The organism is Leisingera sp. JC1, assembly GCF_001679925.1.
Taxonomy (GTDB): Bacteria; Pseudomonadota; Alphaproteobacteria; order Rhodobacterales; family Rhodobacteraceae; genus Leisingera.
Window position 1 is genome coordinate 1 of the sequence record NZ_LYUZ01000108.1, and the last position, 17,856, is coordinate 17,856.

Annotated in this window: 5 protein-coding genes and 1 tRNA gene; 4 read left to right on the plus strand and 2 right to left on the minus strand. The window is 61.3% G+C overall.

Annotation, left to right across the window (positions count from 1 at the left end; genetic code table 11):
• Positions 1-57: 57 nt before the first annotated feature.
• Positions 58-134: transfer RNA gene (locus A9D60_RS17625), tRNA-Met, on the plus strand.
• A 272-nt stretch (positions 135-406) separates the two neighbouring features.
• Complete coding sequence (locus tag A9D60_RS17630) at positions 407-760, plus strand: hypothetical protein (RefSeq protein WP_065268797.1); 354 nt, start codon at positions 407-409, stop codon at positions 758-760.
• A 199-nt stretch (positions 761-959) separates the two neighbouring features.
• Here the strand turns inward: A9D60_RS17630 and A9D60_RS26170 are convergent, their stop codons facing one another.
• Positions 960-1,283 carry a hypothetical protein gene (locus tag A9D60_RS26170; RefSeq protein ID WP_141117958.1) on the minus strand — a complete coding sequence of 108 codons (324 nt, stop codon included), beginning with the start codon at positions 1,281-1,283 and terminating at the stop codon, positions 960-962.
• 54 nt (positions 1,284-1,337) lie between these two features.
• The gene (locus A9D60_RS17635; RefSeq protein ID WP_175392979.1) at positions 1,338-2,111 is read right to left on the minus strand and encodes a trypsin-like serine peptidase; all 774 of its coding nucleotides are present in this window, start codon (positions 2,109-2,111) and stop codon (positions 1,338-1,340) included.
• Positions 2,112-2,714: 603 nt separating this feature from the next.
• On the opposite strand from A9D60_RS17635, the gene A9D60_RS17640 reads away from it, so the two are divergent.
• Positions 2,715-12,218 (plus strand): hypothetical protein, encoded by a 9,504-nt coding sequence (locus tag A9D60_RS17640; RefSeq protein WP_141117959.1) that lies wholly within the window; start codon positions 2,715-2,717, stop codon positions 12,216-12,218.
• Positions 12,211-17,739: a hypothetical protein gene (locus A9D60_RS17645; protein WP_065268800.1), complete on the plus strand. Its 5,529-nt coding sequence runs from the start codon at positions 12,211-12,213 to the stop codon at positions 17,737-17,739. Before A9D60_RS17640 ends, A9D60_RS17645 begins: the two co-directional genes overlap by 8 nt.
• Positions 17,740-17,856 lie beyond the last annotated feature (117 nt).

Here is a 17,856-nt window from a genome sequence, read left to right on the forward strand (position 1 = left end):
TCACCGCCAAACCTAGTAAAATCCAAACATCTCTCTAAACGATAACAAAACACCTGACGCGGGATGGAGCAGCCAGGTAGCTCGTCAGGCTCATAACCTGAAGGTCGCAGGTTCAAATCCTGCTCCCGCAACCAGCGTTTCCGACCAAGCCTCCGCAAAAAGCGGGGGCTTTTTCGATTCGGCGCTCCCCAAAAACATCAGACCCGCCAATTCCCCAACAAGTTCAAGCTGATGGCCCCCGGGTGCGTCTGCGTCCGGAACCATCCGCACCTCTGAAATCAGCGCCCGCAGCGACGCCGTTGCCTCCCGCCGCACCTCTGGCGCGTTCAGGGCGCCAGCAAGATCCTCGATCAGCTCCCGGCAGGCGCGGGCAGAGGGAAAACCTCTGCCCGAGAAGCGGCAGCATGTGCCGCCATCAAAGTGGCGTGCCGGGGAGCGCTTCAAGGCGCAAGCAGAAAAGAAACGCATCCTGGGCGAGGCGTCTGCGGATCAGCAGGCAGGCCTGGCCTGGGGCGTGGCCGCTCCGGATACCAAGGGTGCGCGGGATGAAACGCTGAGAGAAATCCGCCCAGCACTGCGGATGGTCACACGCATTGCTCAACTGGTGGCGCGGACCGTTAAGCGTGTCCTCGCCAAAGAGCGGCAAAAGCTGAAGAATGACGCGGATTATGTGCGCGGCTTGCGTCAGAAATGGGAGCCGGAAGATGCAGAGAGGCTGTCGAGGATCTCGCTCGGTGGGATAGAAAGCGGACCGAAATAGGGCCGATTGCTGACTTTTGCTGCGTGAAAAGCCAAGGTTTGCTGTGCGGACTGCGTACCCGCGCCCGTCTCTGTGCGCATGCAGCAGATTTCGTGCTGAGAGCGCGCGCAGCGAGAACTCAGCACTTCCGCTATGGGCTCTGACCTGCTCCCGACTGGCCCCTCATTCATAGCTAAGCGCGTTCTCTGCCACATCAATTTCAATCGCCCGCACGTTTGTTTACACAAATCGCGGCGTAGAACGCTCCGGCGCATGTCGTGCTTTCGATACAGCATTGATCGTCGCCGGTGTATTCGGTCACCGGCGCTCCGGAACAGTGGGTGTATTCAACAGAGGTGTCCGACGTCCGTCGACATTCAGATTTGCCTTGGACGAAGTCACCTTCACCAGTGGGGCGCGGACACCAATTCGCCTGATTTTCCGTGTCAAGATCGCCACAGGTCTGGATCGGCACCAGCATAGCATCTTCAGCCACCAATGGTGTGGCAAATAAGAGCAAGATCGAAAAAAGCCAGTTTTTCATGGATTGTTTCCTTCTGCTGAAATTGCTCGACAACGCGTTTGGGTTGGACTCTTTTCACGGGTTCGTTCCGCTGCATCCGGCATTGGCATAATCGAATAGTTTCTTGAACGTATCGTCGAAGATCGGCGAGATGACCTGATTGTCATCTGAAGCAGGCCCGCCTGGCGTGCCGAGTATCTTTGCGTTAACACCAATCACCTCTTTTGCCGGATTGACCCAGGCACCGCCGCTCGAACCATCTCCGAACGGGTTCCCTTTGAATAACTGAACGTCCTTGATGATAAGATCGGAATACTTGGTTCGGGCGCCGTGTACAGCCATGAGCTCCTTGCCAGAATTGAAGTTTGACGGATAGCCAGTCGAGGTGACGACCTCCGCGTCCATCATGCCTCTACCGAGCGTGAAATGCCCTTGTGAACCGGCAGCCTGCATCTTGAGAAAGGCATAGTCATGGTTGGGTTTGTTGGCCCTATAGGCGTTTGGCAGGGCGATGCAGGTCACCAACTGCGACACTTTGCTGGCCTTAAGTGGTGTGTTCGCGTTATAGCCATGCAGAAAAACTAAATTCCCTGCGTGTAGGGTGTTTCCAGCCTTGTCAATCACGCAATGGGCGGCAGTGAGAACCACGTCATTTGCCCCTGCATATTGGGCTGAGCAAAGCTCAACAAACTCGTTACCATCGCCCACGAGGAATAACTTGCCGGCATATCTGTAGGGTACTTTCGATTTGTCTGCGACTTGTGGGGTCAGGGGGGCCGCCTGCACGGTTGTCCAGGTCAATGAAAGCCCGAAGATAATTTGAACTAGGTTCCTTCCTTTTTGCTTCATGGCGTCAAGCATCCTTCTGTCGATTGGCCATTCGGTGCTGCTTTGCCCTACCGAGAGCACTGAACTTGTGCATAGCCGCCTTGCGCTACACGCGAGACGAGAAAATCATTGACCAAACGTTAATAAAAGGCAACCTTTATTGAAATCGGTGGTTGATTCTGTCGTTCTTTTTGGATCGGCGTTTCACAATTTATTTGCCGCGTTAAGTGACTTTTAGAAATAGCTGCAAGTGCCGATTGCTTTGATGAAGTGCTCGCCGACGTGGTCAAAAAAGTTTCGGAGGCAGTCAAAAGGCTAGAGAAAGTTAGGGGGGTCGCAAACGAATTAAATGCCGGTCTCCTCTGGCTCTTTTAACGTTTGTGCGATTAGCTGACCGTTCCGTAAGGCAACCTGAAGATTCTGGAAAATCAGGCCGAGCTGCAGGAAACGCGGCTCGCCTGTGCCGTCGGCTTGGCCGAAGACCTGACCCCATTCTGAATTCAAGCTGCAAGAACCCGGTCGGATCTAAGGTTACATGAAGAACGTGCCGGGCAAAACGAAGAACAAGAAAGGGTGATGTCGAGCAGGTCCTAGACTTTTTCTCGATTGGGAGAGGTTCAGACTATGTCAAAACGTATCGGGATAACCCGCCGCACATTTATTGCCTCCACGCTTGCCACTCCCCTGGCTGCCCAAGCCTTGGCGACGCCCGCAGACCTGCGCCACATGCGCATTGCCGTCATCAGACGGCCCGGGTCCAAAGAAAGCGGCCGGGTCGAAATCGAGTTCGACAAGACCTCGGATTTTGTAGACCCAGAGCGGTTTCAGATCAGCGCCGATGCGCTTCTGCCACAGGATGCCGGCCAGGGCACGGCTGATATCGTTCCCAAAGGCATTCCCACGGTCGATCTGCGCGAATTGCCCACCCCCGACGACAAGAGAAAATGGGCGGATCTCACCGGTAAAACAAGGATCGAGATCGCGTTGACATCGACGCTATCGCCGGGCGGGCTCGGCCCCGCCGGGCTGAAGCTTGTCCTGCGGCGTGACACCGCCACCGACGATGCAATTTGGACCGCAACCCTAGACACCAGGTTGTGGAGAACCGGAAACGGTGCGCAGGGCAACTGGCTGGGCCTCAAGCAGAAGGACGGTCAACCGTTGCCATTGCTGAGCTTCCTACGCGGGCAAGATCGGGTTTGGATTAATTTGTCCAGCGCCTATATCGGCAAGACCGTCGGAAGGCTTCTGGCGATGCCGGTGAGTACGACCAAGGGCGCCTGGGTGTCGGCTCGTATCATCGAGGATCCCGTCACCGACCCGGTCGGCGTGCGCAGTAATCGGCTCTTTGCCTTCGACTGGACGATTCACGGCCAACAACCGGGCGTGATGGAGATCGTGCGCCCCCAGACGAAATGTCAGGTCGTAGGCTTTGCCTTTCCGCGAAGGCCATCTTCCCGGCACATCGCATCTCTGAAAGGTTTCACTTTCGAGAGCGAATTCGTGCGCACGACGCGCTCGGGTTGCCGGGCGCGGATCATGCCGACGCCAGAGAACGTGACCAGTGAAACCAAGGTCGAGGCGGTCGTTGAAGGCAATGCGACGCGCATCCGCATACCGATCACCCCGGCCGAAGATTCCCGGCTCACGCTAGACCGGGCCGGCTACATTCTGGCCGATCTTTCACTCAGGGCTGCAGCTACGATCGGTGCCAGCGATGAGGAGGAAGGCGCCTTCGCCGGCGATCCACGCATTTCCGCCGCGCTATCCTATGAAACGACAACGCATGACGGAAAGCCGGCAGGCGCCGTCGCATTGGTTCTTAATTCCAGGCTTCATGCAGGTACGCTCGATAATCTGCGCCAGGATTTTTCCGGCGCGAACCCGGAACAGGATACATGGGAAACGCTTCAGGGCTTTTCATTCGGGATCATTAGTCTGCACCGTAAGGGTGCGCGGCTGACGGCGCGGTTTGACACCAGCCGTATCACCCAGTTCGAGGCAACCGGCAGAATCGCAGGTCTGGGCATCGGCCTAGAGGAAGAGGTGGACGCGGCCGAGCAGGTGACCACCCGGCTGCTTTGGCGCAACGAGAGCACAGCACCGGCGGTTTCGCTGCAATTACTGGACGTGCCGCCGGTTGAACCGCTTGCTACGGCACCGGAAGCCGCAGATGCTGCGGGGCGGCAGGTTCCGTTCCGTCAAAGCGCCATTCTGATCGACTGGCCGCGCAGCCTGCCATGGGACCAGGCCGCGCCCTTTGCCGATGCGCCGCTGGACGTGTCGATGGAGGGGGCCGAGCTTGATGTCCGGCGCGACACGGATCTTTTGGCGCTGACCTTCCGGTTTCACAATTTCCGTCTTCTGTCCGGGCCGAAGGAAACCGTTCTGCGCATGGAAACCCCGCATCCGCTGGAAGAGGATCTGGTGTTCGGGTCCAAGCCGGACCGGCCGATCTTGACCATGGAAGTACCCGGGCGGCATGTCTTGAAGGAATCCCACCGGGTTCAGCTGATCACCGCTGCGGATCTGCCGCAACCGGACAATGAGATGCTGATGGCTTTCCCGCCCGACAATGCCGAAGGTCTGACGAGTTGGCAGACAATGGCGCTGTACCAGGCGCTGCGGACCGAACCGCTGGCCGAACGGGTGAAGCTGCGCGAAGAAATCAAGAGGCGCATTCTGAAAACCCTGGACCCGCCCGTGGCCACGAAATTCGAAGCCTTCGCCACGAAATTCAAGGAAATCGCCGACAGGCTGTCTATGCTCAGGCTGGTGCCCTGGCGTCCGGAATACCCGGTGCCGCAGGATCAGCGCATCTACATCGGGCCGGATATGCTGGACCGCGACAGCTGGGATGTGGCGCGCGAAACAGCGATGCAGCCGGCCGACGCCGCGTCCTATCCGCTTGCCACCCTGGCCATGGCCGCGCGGCTGCGGCAGGCCGACACGTCCGAGCTTTTGCGCATTCGCGAAAAAGAGGTCGCGGGCAAGACCTATGCCGAGCGCACGGCCATCGATGTTGATCTGTCGCGGCGCATCCGCATTCCCGACGCGCCGGATTTCGCGGATTTCAACGCCTTCTACCAGACCAAGCTGCAGAGCGGGCTGCCAGAAGTCTTTCCCGGTATGGCTTGGCTTGAACAGGAGTTTACGGATACCGACGGCAAGACCACCCATGACGCCTTTCGCACGATCCTTCTGGGCAAAGTGGGGGATGCCTCTGGTGGGGTGTTGCTGGAATATTTCCGGCACGGCCAGACCTTCCCTACGATTTCCAGATCGCGCCTTGGGGCGCGGTCGCGGCTGTGCTTTTATTGGGACACTCGGGACGACCCGAAACAGGACACCCCGTTCACGCTGGCGGATTTGCTGAACCGGGACAATGCCGACATGTCGGTGCCCCTGCGGGCGCGCCGTCTGTTCGAGATCGACGAAGAGGGCACGCGCCGCCCGATCTTCGATTTCGCCAAGACCTTGGAACAGCAGGGCATCCGGCCCAGAGAGTCGGGCGCGATCGCCTATACCAGCCTGCAGCGCATGGCGGATGTAGCACGGAACGCCGCCGATCAGGTGAAGCCCTGGGAAACCTCGTGGGAGCTTCTGTCGCGCCTGGCGTTCTCGCCGGCCGATGATGCGCGGACGGAAATGCGGGATGCGGCCCCGGCCGATATCTATTCCGAAAAGGACGGGCCAGCCGAACCGCCGGCCTTGCCGGCATGGTCGATATCGCTGGCCTCCAGCCTGCCGCGCCAGGGCCTTCGGGCGGTCGCCTCGCCGGATTTCAACCCGCTGGTCTTTTTGGCCGCCTTTCGCCAGCCGGTGAACGACGAAACCCGGCCGGTCCTGTCCGAAGATCAGCTTGCGCAGGCCTATCAAACGCCACCCCGCCACCCCGTGGCCCCCTGGGCCAGAGGCCGGGCCAGGCAGGTCGATGGTCAGATCACCTGGGTCGAGCCCGAAAACCCGGAGCAGTTCCAGACCGCGCTGAGTTCGTATCACCGGCATTCGCTTGTTTCGACATCCGTCGCCGGGCGCCCTACGATCGGCGATGTGGTGGAAGTGGACGAAGACGGCAATGTCATCAAAAACTATGACGAAGACCGCGATGTAGGCTCGCTGCCGGCGCCGGCCGGTTTCATTCTGGACGATCTTTCGAACCGGATCACCAGTGCCGGAGAGGGCCGCACCTTCCGGCTGCGCCAGACCATCCTGACCCAGCAGGATTTCGACTTCAGCCAGGTCACGCTGAACCCGCTGGGGCCATCGGTCAAGCTGAACGCACCGTTTCTGGTGCGCGTGCCGGGGCTGAACTCGGCGAAGGTCAGCTTGTATGAACCCGACCAGATCGAGCAGTTCGAATATGAAGGCACCTACGGCGAGGACGAGCACACCAAGGTGCTGGAGAAAGGTTATCTGTTCCCGCTGGGGCACAAGGCGACGCGCGTCACCCAAACCAATACCGCGGTCATTCATCCCAGCCGGATCAAGGGCCGGGACTATCCCGCCACCAAGGAAGTCACCCGCACCTGGCTGAGGGTCAGCGAACCGGTGAAATCGCAATGGTACGGGCAGGCGTTCGACGGTCGCGAGCGCCCGTTCGACCGGTCCCAGATTGTTTCATTGCAGACGCCCGATCTGGTGTCGCCGGATGTCAGGCTGGACCTCGACAAAGCGTTTGAGGTCAATCCCAGTGGGCGCATCAACCTGGGCCGGGGCACACGGGGCCTGGTGTTCTGGCCGCGCACGGCCGAGGTGCTAGCAGGGACGTTCAAGTTTCAGGTCATCTTTGACGACGGCCCGGCGGCGGTCGATCTTCCGCTGATCTTTGTCGACTTCGTGGCGGCCACCAGCGAAGTGACGTTGCAGCGCCTGTGCGAATACTACATGGGCATCGGCCATCTGCACCGTGTCGCAGCAGACAAGCAGAAGGAGCAGAAAGCCCAACAGTTCCTGCGGCAGATCAATCATGCTGGGGCACGGCGGCGTTACGCCAACGAGCTGCGCGATGCCGACACGACCTATGAAACCGAAACCTGGATTCTGGGCGCTGAAGGCCGGCCCCTGACCACCACGACTGCGGCACCCGCCGCGGCTTCGGACTTGCACGGCGCCGACGTCATCGAGGCCCGTGGCGCCCTTTTCGGCAATCAGCCGCGGACAGAGTTTCAATTCGATGCGCTGCTGGCGGCCACCGACCAGCCTCCTTTCTATCCCTTCCTGCAAAGCGGCTGCGTGCGGGCCGACCGCATGGCGCGCCAGACCGGCCAGCGCCGCGGCCAGAAGCTGAACGTCGCTTATGATGTGTCCTACCTGACCCGGGGCGTGCCGCAAAACGGCACCGCCGGCGCGGAACGCCCCGATCCGGAAGACGCCGCAATCCTGCCGCCCGGCAACCAGGCCGATCTTGTTCTGGGGGTCTGGAAACCCGTCAAGTTCGACGTGGGCGCGCGCGGCGCCAGCGTCGGCGGCATCGGCCGCCCGGCCGGGTTCCTAACCGGCCTGGCGCGGCGCGAAGGCCCGCTGATGTACCAAGAGGCCGTCCCCCCGAACTTTAAAGACGCGGGCATTTCCGACAGCGATGCCTTTTCCGCCGTCCCGACCCAGCTGGCCTATCGGTTCGGAGGGGCAAAGGAACAGCTCGGCGGAAGCGCAAAGGAACAGCTGTCCGGAGGCGGCGACAGATCGGCCAGCCCTGGCAGCCTGGACGAGATCGTCAGGAACATGCTGGGCAATCGCGACATGCGGATTCTCGGCATCATCGAAGTGTCGGAACTGATCCAGCTTCTGGTCGGCGTGCTGTCCGACAACATTCCGGTGTTCGAGGAGATTCAGGATTATGGCAGCGCGCTGGCCGATGGGGTCGACACCGTCAAGGAAACGGTCGTCGTGCCCCTGCGTGACCTGATCGGCCAGACCAACAGACGCCTGGAAAGCGCGATCGACGGCAAGATTTCCCCCGCAACCCTGCTGCCGGACCTGTGGCGCAGCCTGAAACAGTTGGAGACCAACCTGATCGCCCTGGAAAACGCCGGCGTCAGCGACGCCATAGGCAAGGCCACGGAAGTGGCGGCCTCGGGCAAATCGGTACTGCGCGCACTGGAAAACGTGGCGCGGGACCCGGTTTCGCCCTTGCGGACCGGGTTGCGCAAGGTGCTTGAAGGATATCTGGGCGGGGACCAGTGGGAATTCGGCGCGGTCGCAGATGGTTTGCAGGATGCTTTGCAGACGGCAAAGGACCTTGAAAAGGCGGCGATTGCCGTCGCCCGGCAGCAGGCCAAAACCTGGGCCGATCAGATCACCGACGGCGCAACCGATTGGGAACAGGTCATCGGCACCGGTTTGCGGCGCGCCTTTGCCCGCGCCAAGTTGGATGACGACCTCAAGACCTTCATCAAGGACAGCCTGCAACTGGCCGTCACGACGGCCTTTACGGACGGCCAAGGCAACAACCTTGACAGCTTTGCCACCTTGCTGGCCTCGCCCGCCCCGATCAAGGACGGCAAGACGAAATGGGACCTTTACGCTGAAGCGCGGGTCGATGCGCTGGCGGGTTTGGTCGAAACGGCCAAGGCCGATCTGGAGAAAGAAGGCGGCGAGGTTCTGCGCGATCAGGTGGCGCAATACCGGTCGGTCCAGAAAACGCTGGAACGCCTGCAACACATGCTGGATGGCACCGACCCGTCCAAGATCCGGGTAGAACTGGACAAGGCGGTTTCGGATCTTGAGGCCGCGCTTGAGGCCGCCGCGGACGATGCTAAGGCGGCAATTCAGGCCCGTCTGGACATTGCCAAGGACCGTGTAACGGCCTTCGAAGACGAGATCCAGGCGGCAAAGGCGCGCGTCGAGGAACAGTTGAACCTGCTGCGCGATATGTTGATCAAGCGCGTGTTCGGGCTGGACCGGGTCACCGCCACGGCGCTGCTCGAACAGGCCGGGAAAGTCATCGGCGCGTTCGGCGCCAGCACCTCGAAGGACCCTCGGGTCATCCTGCTCGAGCTTGTGGGCCTGCTAAAGGCCGTCGATCAGGCCTATTTCGCGGGGGCCTATGCCCAGCAGATCACCGCGGAAATCGACGCCCAGGGCGACCGGATCGTCGCCCCCCTTCGGGGGGCGCTGTGTTTGGTCATCGACTATGTCAACGGCGCGACCGGCTGGATGGAAAGGTACAGCACGGTTCCGGATGACAAGACGATCAGCGACGCTTTCAAAAATCTTCGGAGCCTCGCGGACTTTGACAAGGGCAAGCTGAAAGCGGCCATTCCGCGGCTCCGACCGTTTGAGCGGGGGCAGGACATTGATGGCCGCGAAGCCTTGCCCGAATACCTGCGCATTCTGGCCGGCCTGCACAACGAGATTGCCGCGCACGCGGCAAAGGCAGCGGCGAACAATCTGGACACCGTCGCCACCCTGCTTACGCAGACGGCGAAGACCTTCGAGACAAGCTATGTCCTGACCATCAACTCTGTCGAGAGCTTCGCGCTAGCCCTGGCCGCGGCGCTGCGCACTCGCGATGGCACCAAGATCGACTGCCCAACCGAGAAGCAGCTTCTCGCCCAGATCAAACGCGGCCGATTGCTGGAAACAGAGCGTGCCCAGCTTGAGGCGGCGCTGGCCAGCTGGTCAGGTTTGGTGAATGAAACCGACGCGCTGCTGCGGGGGCTGACAGAGCGGTTGGCGGCGATCAACGCGCTGATGACCGGCACGTTGATGCAAGACCTGACCAAAGCGCTGGACGAGCTGGACCAGACCCATGCGGATTTCGTTGCCGAGGTCAAAACATCCCTGAAAAAGGCCGAGATCCAGCTTTGCGATGCGTTGGTGCGCGCGGGCCTGCCCTATGCGCTTATCCTGCTGCGTAGCGCCGACCGGGTTATCGGCGACCTGGCCGATGAAGCGCTCGAGGCCAAGGGCGCGGCGATCACGGCGCTGCTGGCCGAGCTTGACGGCATCGAAGGCACGCTGAAAACCGCCGCGCGGCGCACGGCGTTCCTGTCGCCCGTCACGCGGCTGGGCCTGAACGCAACCGGCCAGTTGAAAACCGCGCTGGCGTCCTGCGGCAACGAGGCCGAGTTGACGGCGCTGGCCGATGCGATCAGGGTGCTGGACGTATATGCCACCAGTGACAAGCCGACCGAAGAGTCGATTACGCTCGAGAGCGGAAAACCTACTGACCTGGAGCGCGCCGCCAAGCTTCTGGCAAACCTGCCGGACCAACTGACCGCTGTGCTGACCTGCGGCGCACAAGGGGCTGGGGGCAATGGCGGGCGCGGCCTGAAACTGGCGGCGGCACATTCCTCTGATGCGGTGCTGTCCCTGGTCAAATCCATCCACGTTGACCAGACCGAGGTCAAAGCCGGGCTGGCCGCCGTGGCGCAAAAGCTCAGATCAAAGGTTGAAGAGCAGGTCTGGGCGTTCGTCGGACCCGCCTTCGAGACGGCGGCCGGGCTCCTGCATGACAAGATATATGTCCCGGCAGGTGACGCACGCGCGAAGCTATTCAACGAACTGAAATCCGACGATCCGGAAAATCGGCAGCTTCTGATCGCCGGGGAATTCATTCTCGGGCTCAAGGACATCCGCGAACTGTTCGTGGTGGTGGATGGCACCGGCAAGACGCCCGCGCAGCTGCGCGCCGTCAAGCTGGGCCTTCTGGAAGAATTCGACAAGAAAAAGAGCTTTCCCGAGCAAGTAATTGGCGACGCGGATGCCGAGCTGCTGACCCTGGAAACGCAGCTGGTCAAGACGCTGTTGGACAAGGGCACCAAAGCTGACAAGGCCATCGAGGCGCTGCGGACCCTGGCCGATCTTTACGGCGGACCGGGCCGTAAACCGGCCTTGATCCTGCTGGCGGATACGATCGTCGGCCTGATCAGCCGCGTGGTCAACGGCGAGATCGCGGTCAAGCTGGACCTGGCGGATTTGCGGGACGAGATTGAAGAGATCCTGTTGTCTCTGGTTCCGACTTCGATCACCAACAAGATGACCTATAATGTCGGGCTAATAGATATCGGCGGCATTTTCCTGCCCAAGGGTGAAAAGAAATTCAGGCTGAGCGCCACGACCAAAGTCAACCTGATCGAGCTGAGCGCGCCCGAGATCAGCACGACCGCCGAATTGTCGGCCTTTGATGTCGCGCTTTTCGGGGATGCCTTTGACGTGTTCACGATCAGTTTCAGCGGCGCGAAGTTCTCTTACGACAAAGACAAGAACTTTGAATACGACATCCAGTTTGTCGGCTACAAGGTCGGCCGCGAAGCCAAGTTCATTGAGGACCTAGCCGAAAAGATGGGCCTGGATTCCGGCGGCTTCTTTATCGAACCGGCATCGATCGTGCCGGGCATCCAGGCGGGGTACAGGATCAACATTCCGGGCATCACCTTCGGTGCCGCGACCTTCCTGAATGTAGGCATCGTGGCCTCCGCCGTGCTTCCGTTCGACGACAGCGAAGCCTTGTTCTCGGTCGGGATTTCCACCCGCAACGACCCGTTCATCATTCTGATCGGGGCCTGGGGCGGTGGCGGCCATTTCGCGCTGTATTCCAATGGTCGGGAAATGCTGGGTTTCGACGTCAGCTTTGTCTTCGCCGGCGGCGGCGCGATTGCCGCCGGGCCGCTGACGCTGCGCGGGCGGGTATCGGTTGGTATCTTTATCCGCAAACTCGGCAATCTGACAGAGGTTTCGGGCGATTTCTTTGCCGGCGGTTCCGGCAAGATCGGGATCTTCGATATGAGCGCGTCGCTGCGCGTGCGGGTCGGACAGGACGGCAGCGGCAACATGGTCGGCTCGGCCGTCTTCAGCTTCTCGTTCTCGATAAAGCTGGCGAAGATCAAGTTCCAGATTGTGCTGTACAAGAAGGAAGGGAAAGGCCTGGAAAAAGCCGGCGGGGAACAATCGGCCTTTCTTGAGGACACCCGCGGCGTGCGTTGGGCCAGCGCGGGAACCGCCGGCCCGCTGCATGACAGCCTGGTCCTGGCATCGCTGCAAAGCGACACCCAGCTGAAGGGCGATGCCAAGATCGAGATCTACGTGCCGCGCTTTGAAGACGATTTTGACGATTGGCGCGCCAGCTTTGCCGACGCGCATAAGGCGCTGTCCAAATGCCTGGAGGAGTTTGAAAATGCTTGATGACACGGCGCCCCAGGCCAGGTTCAAGATCGGTTTCACCGCCCGCACGGTTCCGGCCGGATGGTATCGGGACGGGGACCAGGACCGGCCCAAGTTGACCGTCGCGTTCGGGTTGCGGCCCGAGGAGACGGCCCAATCCGTAGGCATGGAGAACGCGCCCTCGCATCTGTTCATGGCGTTGGGCGCCGAGCATCTAAGCCTGCAGGTTCGGGCCGTCACGCTGGACGCGGACGGCAAAATCATGGTGCCCGAAAAGGCCCCCGAGATCGAGTTTCCCAAAGACGGCTCGATGCTGGCGCCATGGGCAGAACGGCCCGCGCCCGAGATGCTGGCGAAGATCGACAGCCTGTGGCGACACGTCATGCCCGAGCACCCAAACGACGGCTTCGAGCCGCTTTACGACGCGATGAAGGCGTATACCGAGCAGGACGTGCCCGCGGCGGAGGCCAATATGGATGCGGTGGCCGATTATTCCGGCCAGATCGCCATCACGTGCCAGATCGAACGGGCGCTGGTCGAACGCATGGCCATCTTCGACCGCACGAATTGGCAATCAAGGGTCCTGGAGGCGGCGGTTCGGGTGGCGGATGCCTTCTATGTCAAGAACCGCGATGACCTGAAGGAGGTGTTCAAGGACCGCCCGGATGGCGGGCCGGAGAGCGATGAAAAGCGGGTCACCTCGATGACTGTGTCCAAGCGAAAGGCCGAGGCGGCAACCAAGATCGTGGATGGAATCCAATCCAAGATTGCCGAGGCCAGCAAGGCGCTTGGGGCCGCGCTGTGCGGCGACAGCGATGCTGCATCCTGCCGCGAGTTGCTGCGCCAGGGGCCCGCCGACGACAATCTGACCGCCAACATGATGCGGCTGTCCTTCGAAGGCATTCTGACCCGGCTGTTCTACCTCAACCAGGTCAATATCCGCGCCTCGGCCATGGGGACCCGTCAGGCGGATGCCGTCGAAGAGGCCGCCAAGCAAGGCAAGGACATCGACGACACCGACAAGACCGCCCTGACGCAACCCAGCGACACCGTCCTGAAAACCCAGCTTTTCCTGTCGCGGTTCAAGGAACTGGAAACCAACGGCGAATTCGGGCGCCTGTTCGGCCTGACGCAGGATTTCACCCTGACCGAAAGCGCCCTGGAGACGATCAGGGCCATCCCCGCGATAAACGATCCGCTGTGCAAGCCGAGCCGCTATATCATGATCCGGGTGGTGGCCCGCACGACCGAGGCGGAACAGCTTTTACCGCGCGATTGCAGCAACTGGACCCTTGCGAAAATCACCTTCGACGACAAGAACGACCGCCGCCCCGCCTTTGTTCCGGTCTGCCGCCACGAGGTGGTGACAGTGCTGGGCGCTCAGGGCAATTGCGACGCCCGGGATTGCGAGGTTCTGCCGGAACTGGACGGCGTGCGGCTGCTGTCGGCGCATGGCGACGGGAAGAACCCGGCTTACGAGCTGAGCTCGATCAACCCGCGCGACGCCATGCAGGATCTGGACACCAGGCTGTCGACCATCCTGGCGCATGTGTACACTGCGCGACAGGCGCTTGCGACGGAGGCGGGCCTGACCGAAGACATGCCGCTGTCGAAGGCTCAGGTGGCGCAGGTCGCCGCCAGCTATGGCAAATCCCGCCCCGAAGCCGAACCCTGGCCGCTGGCGGCGCTGAAAAGCCGCGCGCTGCGCCTGTTCCACCACCACCAGTGCAGCCGCATCAATTGCGAGCTTGGCCGGACGGCCAAGATGGAGGGCACGCCCTGCGACACCTTCGCGCTGGACAGCGAAGACCTGTCCATCGGCTGGATGTATGATGGCAGCATCCGGTGTTTCGACGACCAGTCCGAACCGGAATGGAACGCCCTGAGCGGGGCGAATATCCGGTATTACGACGCCACGGTGCCGATCCATCACGGTCAGAAAGCGCGCGCCTGGCCGGATGAGGTGGTCAACGGCTTTTTCGTCGGCCAGGAACGCGCCCGGTATCAGCGCGCGGCCTGGGCCCTGGCGCAGCAGACGAAGGAAGAAAAAGACCCGCAAGGCGGGGAAGAGACCCGGCTTGTCACCGTGGCCGACGAGCTGGTCTATGAATATGCCGGCGAACAGCAGGGCACCGACAATGCCGTCGGGGAATGGAACGCGGCCAAGAAGGCCTATGTCCAGCCCGTCCTACGCAAGGGGCTGCTGGACATCGGGCGGCAATATCTTTCGATCCAGACCCTGGACCACCGGCAAAAGCCCTTGGAGCTTTTGAACGGGCTGGGCAACTATCTGGGCGCGCGCAACATCCATGTGGGCGGCACAAGCGTCAGCGACGAAACGGCCAGCGCTGTTCTGTCCAGCGTCCCCTGCGCATCGGTGCCGCGCCGCACCAAGGAAAAGGCGCAACCCGGCCACCGGCTGTTGCGGACGGAAAAGATCGCCAAGCCCCTGGTGCTGCTGAACGGGTTTGAAAACAGCAATCAGCCGGGGAAGTATTTCGGCACCTATCAACCGAACACGGCGCGCAGCGTGACCCTGCGGTCAAAGCTTGGCACAGACGGAAAATACCGCCGTGAAGGACCCTATGACCGCGAAAGGCTGATCGTCCTGCCCGGCATGGTGGATCTGGACCTGGCCTATCGCAACGGCGTGCTTCCCAAGGTGCGCCACGTCAAGACCAGATATGGCAACCGCCCGCCCGATGGTCTTCGGACGGCCCGGATGGACGGGCAAGGCGGCTGGTTGACACTGGATGAAATCTATACTGGCGACGAGGGCAAGAAGGTTCTGGCCAAACGCCGCTACAACGATCCCGGACAGAAAACGGGCCGGACCCCAAGCAGCGCGGTTTTCCATAGGGATTACAAGGGGCTGGACCGGAAAACACCCTATTACCCGGAACCCCTGCACGGTTCGACGGCCTTTCGCCTGCGCCAGGTCGGCACGCGTGACGGCTGGATCGGGAAGGCGGTGATCGTTGAAAACACCGTCACGTCCTATCCCGATGTCACTCCGGTTTCCGTCACGCTGAAGCGGGGCTTTGCCCTGCAATTCGAACGCGCGAAGAAACCGATCAGGTTTGCAGACGTGTCATGCGTCGACATGACGATAACGCTGCCGCCGGGGCTGGAGGCAGAGCTGGTCGTGTGGCCGATCCCGGATCTGGCGCGGTTTGCCATCACCACCGAGCTTGTCACCCTGCAGGCAATGGTGTCCATGGCCGCGAAACCCGGCCTGGCCTGCATTGACGGGTTGCAGGACGATGGCGCCGGCCTGGATCCGCTGACCGATTGCCTGGCCAAGGCCGGCCTGCTTGGGCCGAACCCGGCGAACAAGACCTGTGGCATCGCTTGCGAGGCCACGCCGGATCTGGCGCAGCTGAAATCGGTCGCGACCGTGCTGCACAAGGCCCTGCAGGAGCACCCGATAGATGTGATAGGCGGTCACAGCAGGATCTCGGTGACCCATGCCGTCGACAAGCCGTCGATCGTTCCACAGGTGGGGTCGCTCAGCAGCATCGGCCACAACGGGTTCGATACCCCGGACATCGTGATCGAAGAGGCCGCCAACAAAGACATATTCGCCCGCCGCTCCGATCCCGATCCGTTGGCTCGCGGCGAATTGGGCAAGCTGCCGGCCCTGCTGCCCGAGATGGTGCCGCTGACGGCCAGCAGCCTGCATGACGAAGGCAACCCCGGCCTGGGCCTGAAAGGGCCCGGCACGGATGTGGACTTGATCGGCTATCTGAAGATCGACCCCCTGACGACCGGTGCCGTGGAAATCGACGTTAAGACCGGCAACCCGCTCAAGGGCGCGATAGACGATCCGTCGCGAACGCGCGGCGCATCGAACGTCATCGGCTCGGTCTATCCCAAGGGCGCCGGCAAGGCATCGGACGCCCTTCTTAAGGCCAAAGATATCTATGGCTTTGATATTTTCCCGGACGAGCAGGCAAAGCCGATTTCGTCGAAACTGCGCCTGGCCCGGATCGAGAATATCCCGCCCTTTGCCGCCTCGCTAAAGGATCACGATCTCGAACAATCACCCTGGCAGCCCCCGGTTGCCTATCTGGCGCTGCATACGCTGTTCGATCTGGCTACAAACGCGGATCAGGATGCCGAAGACAAGAAGGCATCGCGCCTGAGCAGCCAGGATGGGATTTCAATCGATGTGGAACCTATCCTGAGCTTTTCCCAGGCCCGGTCCCTGGGCCTGCGGTTCCGGGCGATCGGCCGGTTCGCAAATGCGATGACCACCAGACGGACCAGCAACGCCGCGCCCAAGGTGCCGGACGTCTTCCGTGAACTGGAGGACGAAAAGCACTTTGTCAACCTACCCCTGCCGTCCTCACGCCGGCCCGACCCGCCGGCCGCCGCGGTAAAGCCGGAAATCGTGCCCCTGCCCGACCAGGAGGTGACACGTCCCGAGGACGAGGCCACGATCACATTTCTGCGCAAGTCGCAGATGCGCCTTTCCTTCAAACGACCCCTGCTGAGCAGCGGACCAACCGAACGGATCGGCATCGTTCTGTCTCCCCGGCCCAGCAGCTTCGGGACGGACGGGCGCTATGAACGCGAATTCAACGGCGTCGAAACCGGGTCCAAATTCTTCCGCCTGTCGGAACCGTTTTCCAATCCCAAGAACGTGCCCCCCGACTTGGCGGACCGGTTGACCGAGTTTGCCGACAAAGGCACCCGCCCGCCCATGGCGAAGCACCCGCAGGAATACGAGACCGGACCCTACGGGTTCTTCCCGGTGCCGCTGCCGATCTTGGCGGATGGGAGATTCGATCCGCATGGCAAATGGTGCGGAACGCATCGCGATGATGTCGGCTATGTGGCAAACGCCCAGTTGCCGATCTACGAGGATGCCAATGATCCCGGCAGGGACGGCACCCGACCCGCCATATTCTATCCCGTCGATCTGCTGACCTATGTTCCGCGCTACGACGTCGCCAAGGAGCTGTGGTATTGCAACGTCACGCTGGACCCGCGACATACCCTTGATCCGCATCTCCAACTGGGCGTCGTGCGCTATCAGCCCTATGCACCCAGGGACCTGCGCGTATCGCCGATCGGGGATGCCTTCCGGTGCAAGCTGCTGCCTTGCCGCAAGACGACCGTCGCGCGCAGCCTGGAGGGCGACGCCGTGCTGCTGACGGTCACGACTACCGGCCCTGCTGCGCTGGCGGATGAATTCGGTAAGGATATGGGCCCGCGCAGCCTGTTCACCGCGCGCCTGACCGGGGTGGAACGCCACAGCAAGAGGATCGTACATCGCCATCTGGACCAGGAATACCTCATGACGCGAAGCCGGGACCATGCAACAGTGACCGGAAGCTTCCGGATTCCAAGGCGGCAGGCACATGACCTGGACATCATGCTGACCATCGAAGAGGTGGAAATGCGCTATTCCAGCACATTGTCGATCGAACCGGTTTTGCCGGACCAGGAGCAAGATACCGAGGAAAGCGGTCCGCTCTACCGCCTGACGGCTCCGCTTGACGGTTTCGTGAAGGACGCCTTCAAGACCGGAAAATGACAGTCGTGCCAGGCAGTTGGTGTCGTTGTGCGGCTTTCTCCGAATTGCGGCAGTGTGGAATTTCGACTTGAACGGATCGAATTGGTGTGAGCAATCCCCTCGTGGGGCAGGTTAGCC

Coding starts and splice junctions, on each gene's coding strand:
- A9D60_RS26170 (WP_141117958.1), bottom strand. CDS start 1,283: ATGAAAAACTGGCTTTTTTCGATCTTGCTCTTATTTGCCACACCATTG.
- A9D60_RS17635 (WP_175392979.1), bottom strand. CDS start 2,111: ATGAAGCAAAAAGGAAGGAACCTAGTTCAAATTATCTTCGGGCTTTCA.
- A9D60_RS17640 (WP_141117959.1), top strand. CDS start 2,715: ATGTCAAAACGTATCGGGATAACCCGCCGCACATTTATTGCCTCCACG.
- A9D60_RS17645 (WP_065268800.1), top strand. CDS start 12,211: ATGCTTGATGACACGGCGCCCCAGGCCAGGTTCAAGATCGGTTTCACC.